The sequence below is a fragment of the Euryhalocaulis sp. genome, assembly GCF_013911995.1.
GTDB classification, from domain to species: Bacteria; Pseudomonadota; Alphaproteobacteria; order Caulobacterales; family Maricaulaceae; genus Euryhalocaulis; species Euryhalocaulis caribicus.
Window position 1 is genome coordinate 1 of sequence record NZ_JACESD010000005.1, and the last position, 19,506, is coordinate 19,506.

A 19,506-nucleotide genomic window follows, 5' to 3' on the forward strand; every position below is an offset into this window, starting at 1 on the left:
CATTCGGCGGCCAGACCCAGCTGAACCTCGCCGGTCCGTTTCAGGCCCAGCTTGTTCATCATCGCGCTGAACCGTTCGCGGTCCTCGGCCAGATCGATGGCGTCGACCGGCGTGCCGAGGATCGGCGCGCCCTGGGCCTCAAGCGGACCGGCGAGGTTCAGCGGGGTCTGGCCGCCGAACTGCACGATCACGCCTTCCAGATGACCGGCGGACTGTTCGACATGCATGATCTCGCCGACATCCTCGGCGGTCAGCGGCTCGAAATACAGGCGGTCGGAGGTGTCGTAGTCGGTGGAGACGGTTTCCGGGTTGCAGTTCACCATGACGGACTCGATGTCCATCTCCTCCAACGCAAAGGCGGCGTGGCAGCAGCAATAGTCGAACTCGATCCCCTGCCCGATCCGGTTGGGGCCGCCGCCGAGAATGGCGACCTTCTTGCGGCCCGAAGGCTCGGCTTCGCACTCCGGCTCGCCGAAGCTCGGGGACTCGTAGGTGGAATAAAGATAGGGCGTCTGCGCCGCGAATTCGCCGGCGCAGGTATCGACCCGCTTATAGACCGGACGGACATTCAAACCATGGCGCCGGGCGCGGACCTCTTCCTCCGGAATGCCGGTCAGGGCGGCCAGGCGCGCGTCGGAGAAACCGTCAGCCTTCAGGGCGCGGAAAGCGTCCGCAGTGTCCGGCAGGCCGTTCTCGATCACCTGTTTCTCGGTCGCGACCAGCTCTTCAAGCTGGCGCAGGAACCAGGGTTCGTAGGAACAGGCGGCGTGGATTTCCTCGACCGTGAAGCCCTGCCGGAAGGCTTCGGCGATAATCAGCAGACGGTCGGGGGTGGGCTTGGACAGGGCGGCGCGGACGGCCTTGAAGTCGTCGCCGTCGCCCAGCCCCGCAATCTCCACCGGATCCAGACCGGAAACGCCGATCTCCAGGCTGCGCAGAGCCTTCTGAAGCGATTCCTTGAAGGTCCGGCCCATCGCCATCGCCTCGCCCACCGATTTCATGGAGGTGGTCAGGAGGGAGTCCGCGCCGGGATATTTCTCGAACGCGAAGCGCGGCATCTTGGTGACGACGTAGTCGATGGTCGGCTCGAAACTGGCCGGGGTCGATCCGGTGATCTCGTTGGTCAGCTCGTCCAGCGTGTAGCCGACAGCCAGCTTGGCGGCGATCTTGGCGATCGGGAAGCCGGTCGCCTTGGAGGCCAGCGCCGAGGAGCGCGAGACGCGCGGATTCATCTCGATCACCACCATGCGGCCCGTATCGGGATCCACGGCGAACTGCACGTTGGAGCCGCCGGTCTCCACGCCGATTTCCCGCAGGACGGCGAGGGAGGCGCTGCGCATGCGCTGATATTCGCGGTCGGTCAGGGTCAGCGCCGGGGCGACGGTGACCGAGTCGCCGGTATGCACGCCCATCGGGTCGATGTTTTCGATGGAGCAGATGATGATGCAGTTATCCGCTTTGTCGCGGACGACCTCCATCTCGTACTCCTTCCAGCCCAGCACGGATTCCTCGATCAGGACTTCCGTGTAGGGGGAGGCGTCGAGGCCGCGTTCCACGACCTCCTCGAATTCCTCGATATTATAGGCGATGCCGCCGCCCGTGCCGCCCAGCGTGAAGGAGGGGCGGATGATGGCGGGCAGGCCGGTGTCCTTCACCGCTTCCATCGCCTCGGCGACCGTGTGGACGGTGCGAGAGCGCGGGGATTCCAGCCCGATATCGTCCATGGCGGAGCGGAAGCGTTCGCGGTTTTCGGCCTTGTCGATGACGTCGCCGCGGGCGCCGATCATCTCAACGCCGTGGCGCTCCAGCACGCCGGAGCGGTCCAGCTCCAGCGCCACGTTCAGCGCGGTCTGGCCGCCCATGGTGGGTAGCAGCGCGTCCGGTTTTTCCTTGGCGATCACCTTCTCGACGAAATCGGCCGTCACCGGCTCGATATAGGTCGCGTCGGCGATTTCCGGGTCGGTCATGATGGTCGCCGGGTTGGAGTTCACCAGGATGACCCGGTAGCCTTCCTCGCGCAGCGCCTTGCAGGCCTGAACACCGGAATAATCGAATTCGCACGCCTGACCGATGATGATCGGGCCGGCGCCGATAATGAGTATGGAGTGGAGATCGTTTCGACGGGGCATGTCGAGAAAAGGGTTCTAGTGACTCGAACCGGGGGAGGCCAGCATTGAATGACGCGAAAAGCGCGCTTTTGTCAGCCAGCGGGCGCCGACAGGGCCAGATCGCCCCAGAAAACAGGCTGTTCGTCGTCCGCGCCCTGGATGCGGGAGGCGATGAGCCAGATGGCGTTTTCGCGCATTAGCGGGATCAGATTGGCCTGATCCATCATCAAACCTTCGGCCCGGGCGACAAGGGCGTCGCGGCGTTCGGGATCGCCTTCGGCCTGAATATCCTCGATCAGCGCCGCCAGGGCCGGGTCTTCCCAGCCGAAATTGGCGGCGAAACCGCCGGGCGCGAAGGGTTCCAGATAACGCCAGTTGGCCGAGCGCATGCCGCGGTCGAAGCGGGCCAGCGCCAGATCGAAGCGCCCCTCGCCCACCATGGCGTACAGCCCGGTCGATTCGCTGGCCTGGATTTCGGCGTTGATGCCGATGCGCGCCCAGTCATCAGCCAGCGCCACGGCCACGCGGGCGCGTTCCTCGCCCGAATGCAGAAGGCCCAGCGTCAAGGGATTGTCCGGGCCATAGCCCGCCTCCCGCACCAGACGCGCGGCGGTCTCCATGCGCGTCTCGTGCGGCGTGGCGCTCAGGCTTTCGGCGACGCCGGGCACGGCGGTGAAGGCGGGTTCGGCCGAGCCGCCGATGATCTGGCCGGCGATGAATTCACGGTCGATGGAAATATGAAGCGCGCGGCGGATGCGCGGATCGGCCAGCGGTTCGCGGTCATGATTGACCTTCAGATAGACAAGGCGCGGCGCGTCATAGGTGCGGGCCTGATCGCCCAGCAGGCCGCGCAGCTCCTCCAGCCGGTTGGCGGGCGGGTCCAGCGCCAGGTCCAGATCTCCGGCGCGGAACAGGCGGACGCGGGCCCCCGCATCCTCCACCACCGACATCTCGATTTCCGGAATGGAGACCGCATTGGCCCGGTGATGGTTCGGGTTTTTCTTGAGGGTCAGGGAAAGCTGGCTTTCTGCCACGGGAACATAGGGGCCGGAGCAGACGAAATTTTCCGGCCGGGTCCAGTCCGGGCCATGAGCTTCCACGGCGCGCGGATTGATCGGATAGAATTCGCGCATTGCATCGGGGAAATCGGCGTGCGGCCGGGTGAGGGTGAATTCCAGCGTGCGGCCGTCCAGAACGCGGACGCCCAGCGCCTCCGGCGCGGCCTGACCGCGCACGATTTCAAGCGCGCCGCGGATAATCGAGAGATCGCCGACATCCGGGCCGGCGGTTTCCGGATTGGCGCCGCGGCGCAGGCTCCACAGGATGTCGCTGGCGGTCAGCGGTTCGCCGTTCGACCATTTCAGGCCGGGACGCAGATGCGCCGTCCAGCGCATGAAGCCGGCCTCCGACTCCCAGCGTCCGGTCAGGGCGTGATCATCGCGGTAGCCGGCCAGCGGGGCGTAGATCTGGCGATAGATAATGGCGGCGGCGGCGAACTGGCCCACGAACGGGTCCAGCGAATCCGCGCCGGTGGGAAGGCCAACGCGCAACACCGATTGCGGCGTGGACGCGGGCTGGCAGGCCGCCAGGGCCGCGGCCCCGGCGAGAACGCTTCGGCGGCTGGGCCCGGTCAAGCCCGCCGCTCCCGCATCGCGTCTGCGAAGCGGTCAAAGAGATAGAAGCTGTCCTGCGGGCCGGGCGAGGCTTCCGGGTGATGCTGCACGGCGAAGACCGGCGCGTCCTTGAAGCGCAGGCCGCAATTGGTGCCGTCGAACAGGGAGACATGCGTCTCTTCCAGCGAATCCGGGAGGGTGTCGCGGTCGACCGCGAAGCCGTGATTCATCGAGACGATCTCCACCTTGCCGGTGGTCAGGTCCTTCACCGGGTGGTTCGCGCCGTGATGGCCCTGCTCCATCTTCACCGTTTTCGCTCCGGCGGCGAGCGCCAGAAGCTGATGGCCGAGACAGACGCCCAGAACCGGCACGCCGGCGGCGATGATGTCGCGGATCACCGGGGCGGCGTATTCCGCCGTCGCGGCGGGATCGCCCGGGCCGTTGGACAGCATCACGCCGTCGGGCTTCAGCGCCAGAATTTCATCGGCGGTGGTTTTCGCCGGAACGACGGTGGCTTTCAGGCCGGACGCGCCAAGCGAGCGCAGGATGTTCTTCTTGGTCCCGAAATCCATGACCACGACATGAAGCGCGTCATCGGCGGTCTGCGGGAAGCCGTCCGGCCAGTCCCAGCGCGCCTCTGTGGAGCCATAGGATTCTTCGGTCGTAACGGCGCTGGCCAGGTCCGCGCCCTCCAGACCGGCGAAGGCTTTCGCCTTTTCGATCAGGGCCGGGACATCGAACTGGCCATCGGGGTCGTGCGCGACAATGGCGTGCGGCATGCCGTTTTCACGGATGCGCTTGGTGATGGCGCGGGTATCGACGCCCGTGACGCCCACAATACCGCGCGATTCCATCCAGTCGTCAAAATCCTGCGCCGCGCGCCAGTTGGCCGCGCGCGTGATGTCGGCGCGCATCACCGCGCCCAGCGCGGCGTCCTTGCGGCCTGTCTCCATGTCGTCCGGATTGGCTCCCACATTTCCGACATGGGGGAATGTGAAACAGACGATTTGTCCGGTATAGGAGGGGTCAGTCAGGATTTCCTGTTGCCCGGTCATTGCCGTGTTGAAGCAAAGTTCGCCCGCCGCTTCGCCTGTCGCGCCCGCGCCCCGGCCGAAAAATACCGAGCCGTCGGCGAGCGCCAGGATTGCGGTGGCGCCTTGATTTGCAGAAGCTTCCACCATATGTCACGCCACCCTGTAGTGAGCGCGGAGAAAGAGTGTCCGCGCGGCCGCTTAGGTAGGGTCGAAGACCTTGATGCGTCAAGCGCGCGGGACTGTCAGGACTTATCGAACCAAAACAAGGTTTTAACCGTTACCGCTTGTGGCGCGCCACAGGCTGGAGGCAAATATGACAACGCTCCGTGAGCGTATCGAAACTGATCTGAAGGTCGCCATGAAGGCGCGCGAAGCCGTTAAGGTCTCGACGCTGCGCCTCATCCAGACGGCCATCAAGGACCGGGACATCGCCGCCCGGGCCGAGGATCGCTGCAAGGGCTGCGAGGAAGAGGAGATCATGTCGATCCTCTCCAAGATGGTCCGTCAGCGCGAGGAATCGTCCAAGGCGTTCGAGGACGCCGGCCGCTATGAGCTGGCCGAGCGCGAACGCGACGAAATGGAAATCATCCGCGAATACATGCCGCGCCAGATGAGCGACGAGGAAATCAGCGCCGCCGCCGGCGATGTCGTCGAGGAGCTGGACGCCTCCGGCCTGAAGGATATGGGCCGCTGCATGGGCGCGCTGAAAGAGCGCTATCCCGGGCAGATGGATTTCTCCAAGGCCGGGGCCGCGGTGAAGGACATGCTGCGCTAGTTTTCCCTGCGCTCCGATTTCCGGCTTTTGCCGCACTCGGCAATAGCGGACAAACCAGCGCCGCGTTACCTTCTCGGGTCCGACGAGAGGCTCCATGCGGTTCACCGACGATTTCATTGACGAGATCAAGGCGCGTCTGCGTCCGTCCGAGGTGATCGGGCGGCGGGTGAAGCTGCGCCGGCAGGGGCGGGAATTCGCCGGGCTCTCGCCGTTCAACAAGGAGAAGACGCCGAGCTTTTTCGTCAATGACGAGAAGGGCTTCTATCACTGCTTCTCCTCCGGCAAGCACGGCGATATCTTCTCTTTCCTGCAGGAAACCGAGGGGATGAGTTTCCCCGAGGCGGTGGAGGCGCTGGCCGGGGAGGCGGGCCTCGCCCTGCCCGCGCCGGACCCGGAGGCCGAGCGCCGGGCCGAGCAGCGCAACACCCTCCTGGACTGGATCACGGCGGCGCAGGCTTTCTACGAGGCGGCGCTGCGACGCGCCTACGGCAAGGAGGCGCGCGCCTATCTGGAGCGGCGCGGGCTTAAACCGGACGAGTGGAAGCGGTTCGGCGTCGGCTACGCGCCGGACCAGCGAACGGCGCTGAAGGACGAACTGGTCGCCAAGGGCGCGAAACCGGCGGAGCTGGTGGAGGCCGGCCTGCTGATCCAGCCCGATGACGGCGGCAGCCCGTATGACCGCTTTCGCGGGCGGGTGATGTTCCCGATCCACGACGCGCGCGGGCGGCTGGTCAGTTTTGGCGGGCGGGCGCTCTCCAAGGAGGCGCGGGCGAAATATCTCAACGGCCCGGACACCCCGCTCTTCCACAAGGGCATGACGCTTTACCGCTATACAGAGGCGCGCAAGGCGGCGAACGACCCCAAGGCCTCCATGAAAAACCTGATCGTGGTGGAAGGTTATCTGGACGCCATTGCCTGCGCCCGGGCCGGGGTGGGGCAGGCCGTGGCGCCGCTGGGCACGGCGCTGACCGAGGATCAGATGAAGCTGGCCTGGCGCGTCGGCGGGGAGCCGCTGCTGTGCTTCGACGGCGACAATGCCGGGCGCCGCGCGGCGTTTCGCGTGGTCGAGCGCGCGCTGCCCCTGCTGGAGCCGGGCAAGTCGCTGCGCTTTATCCATCTGGACGAGGGCAACGACCCGGACGATTTGTTGCGGGAGGAAGGCCCGGCGGCGCTGAAACGTGCGCTGGAGGGCGGAATTCCGCTGGTCGACATGGTCTGGCGGCGGGAATACGAAGCCGAGCCGCTGGAAACGCCGGAGGCGCGCGCCGGTCTGAAGCGCCGCCTGTTCGAGGCGGTGGGCGAGATCAAGGACGACAGCGTGCGCGAGCAGTATCGCGCCGAGCTGCTTTCCCGCTTCGACGCGCTGACCAAACCGGCCCGTCCGCAGGCCCGCAATGGCGGGACCGGCCGCCCCTGGAGGCCGCGCCGCCCCATGGAGGACTGGGAGCGGGGCGGGCCGACGGGCGAGCTGAAAGCGCGCGCGGGAAAGAAGGGCGGGGCCGAATTGATGAGCCGCGCCTTGCTCTATGCGGCGATCGAGCGTCCGGAGCTTTCGGACCTGTTCGCCGAGGAGCTGATCGAGATGGAATTCGCCGATGCGCCGCTTGCGCGCCTGCGCGACGCCCTGATCGAGTCGGGTGAATCAGGAGAAACGCTTGACATTGAGGGGCTCAGGAGCCATTTCGCCCGGCTGGGATTGAGCGATCGGCTTGGCGCGCTCGACTCCGAACGGCGGCTCTTGCTCGCCACCTTTTCCGGCGACCTTTCGAACCCGGAAAAGGCCTCGGATTCCTGGCGCCGGGCGTATGAGGTCTATGCATCGCGCCGCGCGGCGGAAGAAGAGCGGGCGCATGCCAGACGGGCGGTTGTCGACGATCCAAGTGAAAAGAGTCTGGAACGCTTTCGCAGCGCGCGCAGTCTTCAAACCCGGCCCTCCGACGAGGCCGAGCCCGATACCGGGCGCGATAGCGGGTTTGACGACCGGATCAGCGCGATTTTCGAGAAAGCGTTGAAAAAGAAACGCAAATAGGGCGGTCCTTTTCGGGGGATCGGGTCCGTCCTAGCAACAGGGGCGTTATATAATATGAGCAAATCGGCCGGCGCCGCAGCCGAACGCACCGAGAGCCAGGACAGCCCGCTGCTGGACCTGTCGGACAAGGCGGTCAAACAGATGATCGCCGCCGCGAAGAAGCGCGGCTATGTCACGCACGAGGAGATCAACAAGGTTCTCCCCTCGGAAGAGTTCAACTCCGAACAGATCGAGGACGTACTCTCGCAAATCTCGGAAATGGGCATCAATGTCGTCGACGAGGACGCCGCGGGCGATGACGACGAGTCCGGCGCCGCGGGCGAGGGCGAGGAATCCAAGTCCCGCGCGGTGACCAAGAAAAAGGACGCCCCGCCCACCACCAACACCTCCGCCTCCGCCGACCGTACCGACGACCCGGTGCGCATGTATCTGCGCGAGATGGGCACGGTGGAGCTGCTGTCCCGCGAGGGCGAAATCGCCATCGCCAAGCGGATCGAGGCCGGCCGCGACACCATGATCAAGGGGCTGTGCGAGTCGCCGCTGACCGCCGAAGCCATCATGGTCTGGCGCGACGAGCTTCAGGAAGGGCGCATTCTCCTGCGCGACATCATCGATCTGGACGCCACCTATGGCGGACAGGTGGTCGAGGATGAAGAGGAAGAAGACGAGGACGAAGACGAAGCCTCGGAAGACTCCGAAAACGAAGATTCCGATGACGATGATGACGAGGACGATGACGAGGGCGTTAATCCGTCCATGGCCGCGATGGAGGCCGAGCTTCGCGAATCCGTGATGGGCATTCTGGATTCCGTGGCGTCCGATTTCGACGCCTACCGGAAGCTTCAGGCCAAGCTGATCCAGCTGCGCACGCAGGGCAAGGATCTGGGCCCCAAGACCGCCGACAAATATGACGGTCTGCAGGAATCCATCATCACCAATATCAAGCAGCTGCACCTGAACAACGCCCGGATCGAGGCGCTGGTCGGCCAGCTCTATGACATCAACAAGCAGCTGATGAGCTTTGAGGGCAAGCTGCTGCGCCTGGCCGACAGCCAGGGCGTGCCGCGCAAGGATTTCCTGGAAAATTATTTCGGCCGCGAGCTGGACGAGGACTGGGCCGGGGACCTGACCGGCAAGTCCAAGGCCTGGACCCGCTTCTTCGAGAAAGAAGGCAAGGAAATCGACGCGATCCGCGACGAGATCACCAAGCTGGTCACCGACACCGGCGTGCCGCTGGACGAGTTCCGCCGCATCGTCGGCACCGTCCAGAAGGGCGAGCGCGAGGCGCGCGTGGCGAAGAAGGAAATGGTAGAGGCGAACCTGCGGCTCGTCATCTCCATCGCCAAGAAGTACACCAATCGCGGCCTGCAGTTCCTGGACCTGATCCAGGAGGGCAATATCGGCCTGATGAAGGCGGTCGATAAGTTCGAATATCGCCGCGGCTACAAATTCTCGACCTATGCGACGTGGTGGATCCGGCAGGCCATAACGCGGTCCATCGCCGACCAGGCGCGCACCATCCGCATCCCGGTGCACATGATCGAGACGATCAACAAGATCGTCCGCACCCAGCGCCAGTTCCTGCACGAGTTCGGCCGCGAGCCGACGCCGGAAGAGCTTGCCGAAAAGCTCGGCATGCCGCTGGAAAAGGTCCGCAAGGTGATGAAGATCGCCAAGGAGCCGATCTCCCTCGAAACCCCCATCGGGGACGAGGAAGACTCGCATCTGGGCGATTTCATCGAGGACAAGAACGCCATCCTGCCTATCGAGTCCGCGATCCAGTCAAACCTGCGCGAGACGACGACGCGGGTTCTGGCCTCGCTCACCCCGCGCGAGGAGCGCGTGCTGCGCATGCGCTTCGGCATCGGCATGAACACCGACCATACGCTGGAAGAAGTCGGCCAGCAGTTCAGCGTGACGCGCGAACGTATCCGCCAGATCGAGGCGAAGGCGCTTCGCAAACTGAAACACCCCAGCCGCTCGCGGAAACTCCGCAGCTTCCTGGACAATTAGAAACGAAAAAGCCCCGGCTCCGCCGGGGCTTTTTTCTTGGTTCGATACGGGCGGGCCGGTAGGGTCTGGCGTTATCCTTCGCTGCCCAGAGTTCCTGTCCATGATCGCTTTTATCCGCCCGGTCGCCAGCGCGGCCGCCCTTGTTTGCGCCTTCGTCACACCGGTCGCCGCGCAGCCACAAATTGATAATCTCGACCCCGTCATCGAACGTCTGATGGAAGACGGGCATTTCCCCGGCGCCGCCGTGGCGGTGATGCGGGATGGCGAGGCTGTGCATGTCGGCGCCTATGGGGCGGCGAGTCTGGAGCATGATGCGCCGGTCACGCCGGATACGGTGTTCGAGCTGGCCTCGCTGACCAAGCAGATGACGGCGCTGGCGGTGATGACGCTGGTCGAGGAGGGGCGGCTGTCTCTGGACGCGCCGGTCACCGATTTTGTCGAGGACGCGCCGGAGGCGTGGAGCGCGATCACGGTGGACATGCTGTTGAGCCATATGGCGGGGCTGGATCACCGCTTCGAGGAGACGGCGGACGGCGTTCTGCTGACCGATTATTCCAGAGAGAATATGCTGGAATCGGCCAAAGCGACGCCAATGCTGTCGGAGCCGGGGACCGACTGGTCCTATTCTGACGAGGGTTATTTCCTGCTGGGCGTGATTGTGGAGGCGGTAACCGGTCAGACTTTCGACGAACACATGCAGGCCGAGTATTTCGAGCCTCTGGGCATGGCGCAGACGCGCTTCCTGGACCAGTCCGCCATCGTGCCGCACCGCGCCGAGGGCTATGCGTGGAAGGACGGCGAGATACAGCGCAACCGCCGGGTCTGGCAGTTCGAACTGACGCCGCATTTCGGGGTGATGTCCTCTCTCAAGGACATGATGAAGTGGGAGGCGGAACTGGCCGATCCTGAGGTCATCAATGCCGCGGCCATGGAGGCGGCGTGGGAGATCCAGCGGGAATTCGACGCCGGGGAACGTTGTGAACGCTGGGGCTATGCGCGGGGCTGGTGGTCGCATGTGGCCGGTGGAAAGCGCATCGTCACCCATGCCGGCTATTCCGGCACGGCCTATGTCCGGGCGGTCGATGACGGGGTGTCCGCCATCGTCCTGACCAACCGGCAGGACGGGCAGGATCTGATGTCGCCTTTTGCGATCGCCTGGGCGGCGGCGCATACGGTGGAACCCTCTATCCCGGATTCGGGTTTGAAGTGCTGGGAGTGAATTTCCCCGCTCCCCTGACGCCCAGACAAAAGGAACGCCGCCCCATGTCCGATACCGAGATCAAGATCCGCGCCGCCCGTCCCAAAGACGCCGCCGCAATTGGCCGCCTGTCCGCCCAGCTGAACGAGGTGGTTGGGTGTTCGACCGAGCATTGCACGCCGCAGGGCATCAAGACATCGCTGTTCCAGCACGACACCAGTTTCCATGTCCTGGTCGCCGAGAAGGACGAGGTTCCGGTCGGCTACGCCGTCTGGCACGCCTATTATGACAGCGGCCACGGCGGCGCGGGGGCGTGGCTGGCCGAGGTCTGCGTGGGCGCGGAAGGGCGCGGCGAAGGCACGGGCCGGGCGCTGTTCGAGGCCGTGGTCGAGGATGTGAAGGCCAGCCCGGCCACCTTCATGATGTGGACCAGCTCCGAAACCGACGCCGCGGACGGGCTCTACCGCTCCTCCGGCGCGGAGGAAGTCTCGGTCCAGCGCTGGACGCTGCACGGGTTGGAGGGCGAGGACGAGGGCGGCTAGGCGCGGACCTTGGCTATCCTGTAGGCTTGGCGGTGACTGATTCTCACTATTACGAGGCTACCCGCCATGTCTGCGCCGCTCGGCTCGAAAGCCAATCCGTCCCAGTTCGACTGTCTGCCCGACCTGGCTGACGACGAACCCTATTTCGTGATCCGGGCGGACGACCCGCTGTCCAACGCGCTGGTCGAGCTGCACGCCTATATCGGGGCGGGCCAGTCCGGCGCGGCGCACAACAAGCTGGCCGAGATCATGGAGCTGACGCGGGACAAGCCGCCGCGCCCCTCCGACTCCCCGAAATACCGGGAGACATTCGCGATTTCTTCGGCCATGGAAAACTGGCGCGACAAGCGCTAGGCCGCTTTCCATTCCGCGTTTCCTCAAATGAAAGCGCCCCGCCATTCGCGGAGGAATGACGGGGCGCGGGGTCGATCGGCTTGTGGGGAGGACCGATCGATGATGCGGAAGCCATGGGGGGCTTCTTGAAAATGATGTGGGGTGGCCGCCGCGCTTGGGAAGAGCGGCGCGGCGCCCTTTTACAGTGACGGCGCCGCGCGCCGTGCGGCGCGTGTTTCGGCGCGGGAATGCCCGTTATGCGCCCGTGCGGCGGCGCAGACATTTGCGCCTGTCGCTGCGGGGGCTAGAAGGAGCGCAAGGACAGATGGGAACGACAAGCATGACACGAGCAATCCTGATCGCGGCGGCGCTGCTGCTGGCCGCCTGCGGGGCGGACAGCGAAAAGACTGACGGGGAGACCGCCGGCGCCCGCGGCGGCGACGCGCAGTCCGCCGGCTATGACGCGGCAAACGACCCCCTGTTCGATGCGCGCAATATCCGCGCCCATATCGGCTTTCTGGCCAGCGACGAGCTTGAGGGGCGCGAGGCGGGAACCCGCGGCTATGACATCGCGGCCGAATATGTCGCCAGCCAGTTTGCGCAGGCGGGCCTGAAACCGGGCGCCGGCGAGGGCTACATGCAGCCGGTGGCCCTGCGCCGCTACACCAGCGATGTCGAGGCCGCCGGATTCGCCATTCTGCGCGATGGCGGTGAAGAGACGCTGGACGCGCGGGTGGAATTTCTGCCCGGCGACGATCCCAACAGAACCGAGACCCTTGTCGAGGCGCCGGTGGTGTTTGCCGGCTACGGCGCGGTGACGGAGCAGCGGAACGATTACGCGGGGATCGACGCGGAAGGAAAGATCGTGGCGGTGATCGGCGCCGCGCCGCCGGGGGTCGATAGCTCCCTGGCCGCGCATCTGACGTCCAGCACCACCAAGGCGGAAACCGCCGTGGAACAGGGCGCGGCGGGGATGATCGTTCTGATGGCCCCGGAAGGGCAGCGCCGCTTTTCGTTCGAAACGCTGGCGCGTTTCGCGGGCCGCGGCAGCATCACCTGGATCGGCCCGGACGGGACGGCGTACGAAGCCGCGCCCGGACTGGACGGGCAGGCCGTGCTCAGCGAGGCCGGCGCGGCGCGCCTGTTTGAGGGCGCCGAGCGGAGCTATGAGGACATCATGGCCGCCTCGGAGGCCGGTGGAGCGGATATTGCGGGTTTTGACCTGCCGGTCTCTGTCCGCATGTCGGCGGTCAACGAGCATTCGGACTTGGCGAGTGAGAATGTCATCGGCGTGGTCGAGGGTTCGGACCCGGCGCTGAAGGACGAATATGTCGTGCTGACCGCGCATCTGGACCATATCGGCATTTCCGAACGCGTCGATGGCGGTGACAAGATCAATAATGGCGCGATGGATAACGCCTCCGGCGCGGCGGCGATGCTGGAAGTGGCGCGCGTGACGGCGTTAGAGGCCGCGCCGCGCCGCTCGCTGATGTTCATTGCCCTGACGGCGGAGGAAAAGGGGCTGGTCGGCGCGGAATATTACGTCAACAACCCGACCGTCCCCAAAGAATCGATCATCGCCAATATCAATCTGGACATGCCGGTCCTGCTCTATGATTTCACCGACGTTATCGCGTTCGGGGCGGACCATTCCACGCTGGGGCCCTTGACCGAGTCGGCGCTGGCGGAGATCGGCGTGACCCTGACGCCCGACCCGCTGCCCGACCAGAACCTGTTCACCCGCAGCGACCATTACCGCTTCGTTCAGCAGGGCATCCCCTCGCTGTTCCTGATGACCGGGTTCGAGGGCGAGGGCGAGACGGAGTTCCGGGGTTTCCTGGCGACCAATTATCACCGTCCCGGCGATGATCTCAGCCAGCCTTTGAACTATCTGGCCGGGGCCAAGTTCGCCCGCGCCAATTACGAGATCATGACCGAGGTGGCCAATGCCGACGAACGGCCGGTCTGGAACGCCGGCGATTATTTCGGGACGCGGTATGGCGGCCCCATGGCGGACGCCGCCGATGAAGCGGGGAACGCCTCAGGGGCGAATGAAGCCGCCAACTAGTCTTCCCGCGAAACCGGGAACCATGACGTGTCGATGCGGTGATAGCGGTCGGTAAATTCGGCGATGTGGGTCAGCTCCGCTTCCTGAAGCTCCATCTTGCCGTTGACGCGCTTGATCAGGCCGTCGCGCTCCAGCTGCTTGAACGTGCGGTTCACATGGACCTGCGTCAGGCCCAGAACATCGCCGATGGTTTCCTGGTTCAGGCGCAGCTCCAGCGGCGCCGCCGGGTCGTGGCAGGCCACGCGTGAGCGGCTGAGAACCTCCAGAAGGAAATGCGCCAGGCGCTCGCGCGCCTGCATCCGGCCAATCGCTTTCAGCCGGTCCAGAACCACGACCTGCTCCAGCATCCCGATGGCGTAGATCAGGGCGGCGACCTTCGGGGCCTTCTCGAACACCTCCTTCAGGTCCTTCTTGTCGAAGGGGCAGAGCACGGCCTCCGTCGCGCAGACGGTGGAGGCGGTGCACTGTTCGAAGACGATGTCCCGCGTGCCGATAATATCGCCGGGATAGTAGAGTTGCAGGATCTGGCGGCGGCCATCGCCCAGGATCTGATAGGTATAGGCGCGGCCCTCGCGGACGATGAACAGGCTGCCCAGCTCCTCGCCGGAGCCGCAAATCACCTCGTTCGCCTTGAAGGTGCGGGGGCGTTCCTCCAGCCGTGAAATCAGCCGCGCTTCGGAGTCGCTAAGGGGCGCGTAATGGGAGAGTTTCTCCACAACACAACTGTGGATTTCGGCGCGGGACGCGCTTTCCCGTATCCGGCTTTGGGTCTGGACCTGGCTCATGAGCCTCTGCTTGTCTGAATGTCTGGGCGTTTTTCCAAGAGTATCCCGCTTCGAGCGTCAATTCCCAAGGACTTTCCGCAAGAAAACCGGGCGCCGGAATTTTTTGCATCTGCGAAGGATGCCCCCTATATAGCCCCATATCAGGCCAGACAGCTTATGGAATGAGGGCTGACCCGACATGATCCTGACGATGATGAAAGCCAAGCTCCACCGCGCGGTGGTGACGCAATCGGACCTCAATTACGAGGGATCGATCGCCATTGACCGCGATCTTCTGGATGCGGCGAACATTCTGCCGCATGAGCAGGTGGACGTGCTGAATATCAATTCGGGCGCGCGGTTCACGACTTACGCCATCGAGGCGCCGCGCGGCAGCCGCGTGTTCGGCGTGAATGGCGCGGCGGCCCGCATGGTGCAGACCGGCGACCGCATCATCGTGGTGTCCTACGCCCAGATGGACGCGGAAGCGGCGGCCAGCTACGCGCCGACCGTGGTGCAGCTGGACGAGCGGAACGAGCCGGTCAGCCAGCCCAGGGCCGCCTGACCGGATCCTTTCCTGATAACAATCAGTATTCGATCTGGAACGTCGCGTTGACGTTGACCGACATGGTCAGTTCGCCCGGCTCGACCGGGGTGGCGCCGTCCGCGGATTCGGCCATCGCCATGCGGGCATATTGCGGCTGCGGGTAATAACCGCCGCTCTCGCTCAGCTCCAGAATCGGGCCAAGCTTGAAGCCGCCGGCCTCGGCGTAAAGGCGGGCCTTTTCCAGAATTTTTTCCATGGCGTCGCGGCGCGCGGCGTCCATTTCCTCGTCCGAATTCTCGCGGCTGAAGCCGACATTGTTCACATTGTTCGCGCCGGCGCGGACCATGGCGTCGATCGCCGGGCCGACATTGTCCAGATCGCGCACGGTGGCGGTGACCTGGTTGGAGGCGCGATAGCCGCTGATGCGCGGGCCGGTTTCGGTGTTCTCGCGATTATTGGCGTAGACCGGGCTGATATTCAGGTTCGAGGTCTGGATATCCTTGTCCGCGACGCCCGCCTTGCGCAGCTCCGCCACCACGCGGTTCATCTTGGACGAGTTCTCGGACAAAGCGGCTTCGGCGGTCTGGGCCTGGCTGACAACGCCGGCGGACAGCGTGGCCATATCGGGCGCGGCCTTGGCCTCGCCGGTGGCGTTCAGCGACAGCTTGGGACGCAAATCGACATTCTGCGCCATGGCCGAGGCCGGAACGGCCAGCAGGGTCAGGGCGACTAGGGCGGATCGTATCATATGAAATCTCCTTAGAGGGCGGGCGGTTGTAACGTCCCTCTCACGCCCGCCAATTGATCTTGGAATCACGACAGGATCAAGGCGAAGCGGGGACATTCCGATGACCCGGCCGCCTTAAATGTGACGGCCCCAAACGCGTTTTTTGTCCGATGGTTCCATCGAAAAACACATGAAAAAGAATGGCTTAGATTCGGGAACAGAACAGGGCTTTGCCGCCTTCCTCCGGCCAAGATGATAAAAACGGAGACGTCATAATGAGAGCCCTGACTGGCATGAGCGCCGCCCTGAGCACCGCCGCCGCGATCGGTTCCCTTGCCGTAGCATCCGGCGTTCTGACGGCCGATGCCAATGCCGAGGATACAAACGCCCTGAATTCCACGGCCTTGTCCTCCGCCGCCATATCTTCCGCGCTGGAGACCCAGATCACCGACGGCGCGTTTGAAGCCATGCTGGCGGAAAACCTCTCCGAAGGCGTGCCGCAGGCCGCCCGGGCCGCTTATGCGCGTAATCTCTTCCAGCCGATCTGGACCTATGACGGGCAGTCGTTTGAAGAGGCGATCCGTGAAACCGCCCGCCGCCATGATGCGGAAATCACGCCCCGGCTTAGCGAAACCCTGATGACCATTCCGCGCCAGCCGCAATCGGCCGAACAACTGGCGCAGGCGGAAATCGCCATGAGCTGCGCCTTCCTTCAGCTGGCCGAACAGGTCAGCCGCGGGCTTCAGGACGAGGGCGCCGCCGTGCGTTCGCCCAAGGCCGCGCCGGCGCATTCCCAGACGACGCAGGCTCTGCTGACCGCGGCCAACGGCGACATCGCCGCCGGAATGGATCTGGTCGCGCCCGCCCGCGCTGACCGCGCCAACACCGCACCGGCGATTGAACCGGTGAGCGGCGCATTCGGCAGCCGTCAGGCGCCGCGCGATTACCAGGACCGTCAGAACTGGAGCACGCTGAACGATGAGCTGGAGCATTATCGCGACATCGCCGCGGATGGCGGATGGCGCGCCCTGCCCGACGGCGAGCTGATCGAGGCGGGCGACAGCGATCCGCGCATTCCCCTGCTGCGTCAGCGCCTGGAGGCGGAAGGCTTTTACGCCAGCGAGCAGCAAGGGTTCTTCCAGTCTGTGCGGCTGGGCGATATGGGCCCGGACGCGGACGACATATCCCGGCAGGACGTTTACGGCCCGGAGCTTCAGAGCGCGCTGAAAGCCTTTCAGGCCCGTCATGGGCTGAAGCGCGACGGCGTGGTTGGCCCGCGCACGCTGGAGGCGCTGAACGAATCCGTCGAATCCAAGATTGCGCGGATTGAAACCGCGATGCAGTCGGAACGCGAGATCGCCGGCCGCGACGGCAAGCTGATCCGCGTGAATATCCCTTCTTATCAGGCCGAGGCCTGGGAGGACGGCAAGGAAGTCCTTTCCATGAAGGCGATCGTCGGCAAGACCAGCACGCCGACGCCGAGTTTCAGCGACGAAGCCGAATTCATCGTCGCCAATCCGCGCTGGTATGTGCCGACCGGCCTGATGATCCGTCAGAAACTGTCCAAGCTCCGCGCCGATCCCGGCTATGCGGACGCGCATAATTTCATCGTCTATGACCGCGAATCCGGTGACCGCGTCAGCGCCTATAATGTGAACTGGCACAGCAGCGAGGCGCCTTCCCGCTATCGTCTGGTGCAGAAGGCCGGCCCGTGGAACGCGCTGGGCGAACTGAAAATCAAGTTCCCCAACAAGGACGCGATCTATCTGCACGGCACGCCGGACGATCACCTGTTCGCGGAGGACGAGCGGGCTTTTTCCTCGGGCTGTATCCGACTTGAAGACCCGGTGAAATTCGCCAGCTGGACCGCCCGCGCCGGCGGCGCGACCGATGACGTGGAAAGCGCGGTCCGCAGCGGCGACAACCAGCGCATTCCGCTGGCCTGGAAAATCCCGGTCGAGATCACCTATGACCTGACCACGGTGGAAGACGGCGAAGTCTATTTCTGGCGCGATATCTACCAGCGTAAGGAGCAGCCTGTCATGATGGCCGAGCCTGCCCAGATTTCGTCAGAGCAATATGCTTCGCTGCAGGCTGGATAACCGGGACCTGAGGAACGGACGGGACAGCCTGATGAAAGCCGCCATATTCCTGTGCGCCTCTGTGGCCGGCGCGGCGCTGATTGCGTCCGCGCTGGCCGATGACCTTGAACCCGGTCATCAGGACGGCGTCACGTTCGATCAGCCCCGAACCCCGCCTGAAACTGGCGAGCGGCGGGGCCTGCGGGAATTTCGTGAGCCCGGACACGCCGCCGCGCCACAAAAGGTGGCGGCGCTGTCCGCCCGCCTGACCGGTGCGAACAAGGCGTCGCTGTCAGCTGATTCGCTTGAGACCGACATGGTGCCGCCCGGCCCGGCGATTGCGGGGGAAGCCGACGCCTTTGTATCCGGCGCCGCGGACGATGCGCCGCTGCTGCTCAATGGCGAGGCGCCGCCCTATGATTTCTGGTTCGTGAAACTGTTGCCGGGCGAGAATGCGCGCTTTGGCCTGCCTGGCGGACATTCCCTGCGCGTGGATGGCGATCTGGCGGAAGTGAGCGAGGGCAAGGTTTCCTGGACGGCGCCGGAAGAAACGGGCTTCCACGATATCGAAATCACCAATGGCGATGGCGAAACCGTGCAGCAGGTTACGGCGATCGTGCTTGAGCCTGCGAAGAATTTCGAGGACGGGTCAGAAGACGGGTTCCGCATGGACGAACATCCGCGCACCCCGCCGGCCGGCTATATCCGCCTGACTGAAGAGGACATGGACCGCCGCATCACGCCGCATTTCCGCGCCGGCCAGTTCATCTGCAAGCAGCAACCCGGCCACTGGCCGAAATATATCGCGCTGACGGACCCGATGATGCGCCGCCTGGAGGCGCTGCTGATCAGCCTTCGCGAGGACGGGGTGACGGACGCCGAGACGCTGTATGTGATGAGCGGTTTCCGCTCCCCCTTTTATAATTACGGCATCGGGGCGACCGAATTCTCGCGCCATATGTGGGGGGACGCGTCCGACGTCTATGTCGATGTCGCGCCGCAGGACGGCGTGATGGACGATCTGAACGGCGACGGAGAGCTGAACAAAAAGGACGCCGACTGGCTCTACGACTATGCTGAAAAGCTGTTCGCCGAACGCGACGACCTTCCAGACGGCGGGCTTGGCTCCTACGGCGCCAACGCGGTGCATGGCCCGTTCATTCATGTGGACGGCCGCGGCCGCGCCGCGCGCTGGGGCCGCTGACAGCAACGGCTTTTCCCGCCGCCGCGCCCGCGCTAAACCCTGACAGGTCCGCTTGGACTTCGCGTCTTGTGGGCCTGTAGCTCAACTGGTTAGAGCCGGCCGCTCATAACGGTCTGGTTGCAGGTTCGAGTCCTGCCGGGCCCACCATTCCTCTTGCGGGAAATTCTTTAATCCCGCGAACCGGGTTTTAAACGCATTTTCCGTCCTGCCATCCAGGCAGACGCGACGCCGCTCTGTAGCGGAACCCGCCGCTTTCAAGCAGGCATTTTTCAACCCGCTGAAATCAAAGAGCTTTCTTGAGTGGAGAATGGCGGGCGGAGATTTTGTGCCTAATCGAGTTTTAAGAATTGCATCAAATACGAATAATATCAGAAAGGAAGTTTCAACCTAAGTCATTAGAATTTAAATAGTTTTTTTATGGGAAGCTCCGTCGTCGCCGCTAAAAATAATAAGGAGTCGGCCGGTGCAGA

Annotated in this window: 15 protein-coding genes and 1 tRNA gene; 11 read left to right on the forward strand and 5 right to left on the reverse strand. The window is 64.4% G+C overall.

Annotation, left to right across the window (positions count from 1 at the left end; translation table 11 throughout):
• The 3 genes from carB to carA form a co-directional block, all read right to left on the reverse strand.
• On the reverse strand, positions 1 to 2,129 hold a 2,129-nt coding region (carB, locus tag H2040_RS02105), incomplete at its 3' end, for a carbamoyl-phosphate synthase large subunit (RefSeq protein WP_287153987.1).
• A gap of 71 nt (positions 2,130 to 2,200) precedes the next feature.
• Positions 2,201 to 3,742, reverse strand: coding sequence for a peptide ABC transporter substrate-binding protein (locus H2040_RS02110; RefSeq protein WP_287153989.1), 1,542 nt, complete (start codon positions 3,740 to 3,742; stop codon positions 2,201 to 2,203).
• Positions 3,739 to 4,902, reverse strand: coding sequence for a glutamine-hydrolyzing carbamoyl-phosphate synthase small subunit (gene carA / locus H2040_RS02115; RefSeq protein ID WP_022696987.1), 1,164 nt, complete (start codon positions 4,900 to 4,902; stop codon positions 3,739 to 3,741). The genes H2040_RS02110 and carA overlap by 4 nt, the downstream gene beginning before the upstream one ends.
• Before the next feature lie 166 nt (positions 4,903 to 5,068).
• Here carA and H2040_RS02120 point away from each other — a divergent pair, with 166 nt between their 5' ends.
• From H2040_RS02120 to H2040_RS02150, 7 genes are all read left to right on the forward strand, one after another.
• Complete coding sequence (locus H2040_RS02120; RefSeq protein ID WP_022696988.1) at positions 5,069 to 5,530, forward strand: GatB/YqeY domain-containing protein; 462 nt, start codon at positions 5,069 to 5,071, stop codon at positions 5,528 to 5,530.
• 94 nt (positions 5,531 to 5,624) lie between these two features.
• A complete protein-coding gene (dnaG, locus tag H2040_RS02125; RefSeq protein WP_287153994.1) occupies positions 5,625 to 7,559 on the forward strand; it encodes a DNA primase in 1,935 nt (644 codons plus the stop codon).
• A 54-nt stretch (positions 7,560 to 7,613) separates the two neighbouring features.
• Entirely contained in the window at positions 7,614 to 9,572 is a 1,959-nt protein-coding gene (gene rpoD, locus H2040_RS02130) for an RNA polymerase sigma factor RpoD (RefSeq protein WP_287153996.1), read from the forward strand.
• Positions 9,573 to 9,672: 100 nt separating this feature from the next.
• Entirely contained in the window at positions 9,673 to 10,791 is a 1,119-nt protein-coding gene (locus H2040_RS02135; RefSeq protein WP_287153998.1) for a serine hydrolase domain-containing protein, read from the forward strand.
• Between the two features lie 44 nt (positions 10,792 to 10,835).
• Positions 10,836 to 11,312 carry a GNAT family N-acetyltransferase gene (locus H2040_RS02140; protein WP_022696993.1) on the forward strand — a complete coding sequence of 159 codons (477 nt, stop codon included), beginning with the start codon at positions 10,836 to 10,838 and terminating at the stop codon, positions 11,310 to 11,312.
• A 66-nt stretch (positions 11,313 to 11,378) separates the two neighbouring features.
• Positions 11,379 to 11,666, forward strand: coding sequence for an aspartate decarboxylase (locus H2040_RS02145; protein ID WP_022696994.1), 288 nt, complete (start codon positions 11,379 to 11,381; stop codon positions 11,664 to 11,666).
• Between the two features lie 319 nt (positions 11,667 to 11,985).
• Positions 11,986 to 13,713, forward strand: coding sequence for a M28 family peptidase (locus tag H2040_RS02150; RefSeq protein ID WP_287154002.1), 1,728 nt, complete (start codon positions 11,986 to 11,988; stop codon positions 13,711 to 13,713).
• On the opposite strand, the gene H2040_RS02155 is transcribed toward H2040_RS02150, so the two are convergent.
• Positions 13,710 to 14,498 (reverse strand): Crp/Fnr family transcriptional regulator, encoded by a 789-nt coding sequence (locus H2040_RS02155; protein WP_287154004.1) that lies wholly within the window; start codon positions 14,496 to 14,498, stop codon positions 13,710 to 13,712. The two genes, H2040_RS02150 and H2040_RS02155, sit on opposite strands and share 4 nt — an antisense overlap.
• 178 nt (positions 14,499 to 14,676) lie before the next feature.
• Here H2040_RS02155 and panD point away from each other — a divergent pair, with 178 nt between their 5' ends.
• Complete coding sequence (gene panD / locus H2040_RS02160) at positions 14,677 to 15,042, forward strand: aspartate 1-decarboxylase (protein ID WP_022696997.1); 366 nt, start codon at positions 14,677 to 14,679, stop codon at positions 15,040 to 15,042.
• Between the two features lie 22 nt (positions 15,043 to 15,064).
• On the opposite strand, the gene H2040_RS02165 is transcribed toward panD, so the two are convergent.
• Positions 15,065 to 15,772 (reverse strand): SIMPL domain-containing protein, encoded by a 708-nt coding sequence (locus H2040_RS02165; protein WP_287154007.1) that lies wholly within the window; start codon positions 15,770 to 15,772, stop codon positions 15,065 to 15,067.
• A gap of 254 nt (positions 15,773 to 16,026) precedes the next feature.
• On the opposite strand from H2040_RS02165, the gene H2040_RS02170 reads away from it, so the two are divergent.
• From H2040_RS02170 to H2040_RS02180, 3 genes are all read left to right on the forward strand, one after another.
• Positions 16,027 to 17,853, forward strand: coding sequence for a L,D-transpeptidase family protein (locus tag H2040_RS02170; RefSeq protein WP_287154009.1), 1,827 nt, complete (start codon positions 16,027 to 16,029; stop codon positions 17,851 to 17,853).
• A gap of 31 nt (positions 17,854 to 17,884) precedes the next feature.
• Positions 17,885 to 19,036: a M15 family metallopeptidase domain-containing protein gene (locus tag H2040_RS02175; protein ID WP_287154011.1), complete on the forward strand. Its 1,152-nt coding sequence runs from the start codon at positions 17,885 to 17,887 to the stop codon at positions 19,034 to 19,036.
• Positions 19,037 to 19,106: 70 nt separating this feature from the next.
• Positions 19,107 to 19,183 (forward strand) — tRNA-Ile (locus H2040_RS02180).
• Positions 19,184 to 19,506 lie beyond the last annotated feature (323 nt).

Bases quoted from the DNA above. Each gene is read 5' to 3' on its own strand.
- dnaG (WP_287153994.1), top strand. From the start codon at position 5,625: ATGCGGTTCACCGACGATTTCATTGACGAGATCAAGGCGCGTCTGCGT.
- H2040_RS02135 (WP_287153998.1), top strand. From the start codon at position 9,673: ATGATCGCTTTTATCCGCCCGGTCGCCAGCGCGGCCGCCCTTGTTTGC.
- carA (WP_022696987.1), bottom strand. From the start codon at position 4,902: ATGGTGGAAGCTTCTGCAAATCAAGGCGCCACCGCAATCCTGGCGCTC.
- H2040_RS02140 (WP_022696993.1), top strand. From the start codon at position 10,836: ATGTCCGATACCGAGATCAAGATCCGCGCCGCCCGTCCCAAAGACGCC.
- H2040_RS02165 (WP_287154007.1), bottom strand. From the start codon at position 15,772: ATGATACGATCCGCCCTAGTCGCCCTGACCCTGCTGGCCGTTCCGGCC.
- H2040_RS02155 (WP_287154004.1), bottom strand. From the start codon at position 14,498: ATGAGCCAGGTCCAGACCCAAAGCCGGATACGGGAAAGCGCGTCCCGC.
- panD (WP_022696997.1), top strand. From the start codon at position 14,677: ATGATCCTGACGATGATGAAAGCCAAGCTCCACCGCGCGGTGGTGACG.
- H2040_RS02150 (WP_287154002.1), top strand. From the start codon at position 11,986: ATGACACGAGCAATCCTGATCGCGGCGGCGCTGCTGCTGGCCGCCTGC.
- H2040_RS02145 (WP_022696994.1), top strand. From the start codon at position 11,379: ATGTCTGCGCCGCTCGGCTCGAAAGCCAATCCGTCCCAGTTCGACTGT.
- H2040_RS02175 (WP_287154011.1), top strand. From the start codon at position 17,885: ATGAAAGCCGCCATATTCCTGTGCGCCTCTGTGGCCGGCGCGGCGCTG.
- rpoD (WP_287153996.1), top strand. From the start codon at position 7,614: ATGAGCAAATCGGCCGGCGCCGCAGCCGAACGCACCGAGAGCCAGGAC.
- H2040_RS02120 (WP_022696988.1), top strand. From the start codon at position 5,069: ATGACAACGCTCCGTGAGCGTATCGAAACTGATCTGAAGGTCGCCATG.
- H2040_RS02170 (WP_287154009.1), top strand. From the start codon at position 16,027: ATGAGAGCCCTGACTGGCATGAGCGCCGCCCTGAGCACCGCCGCCGCG.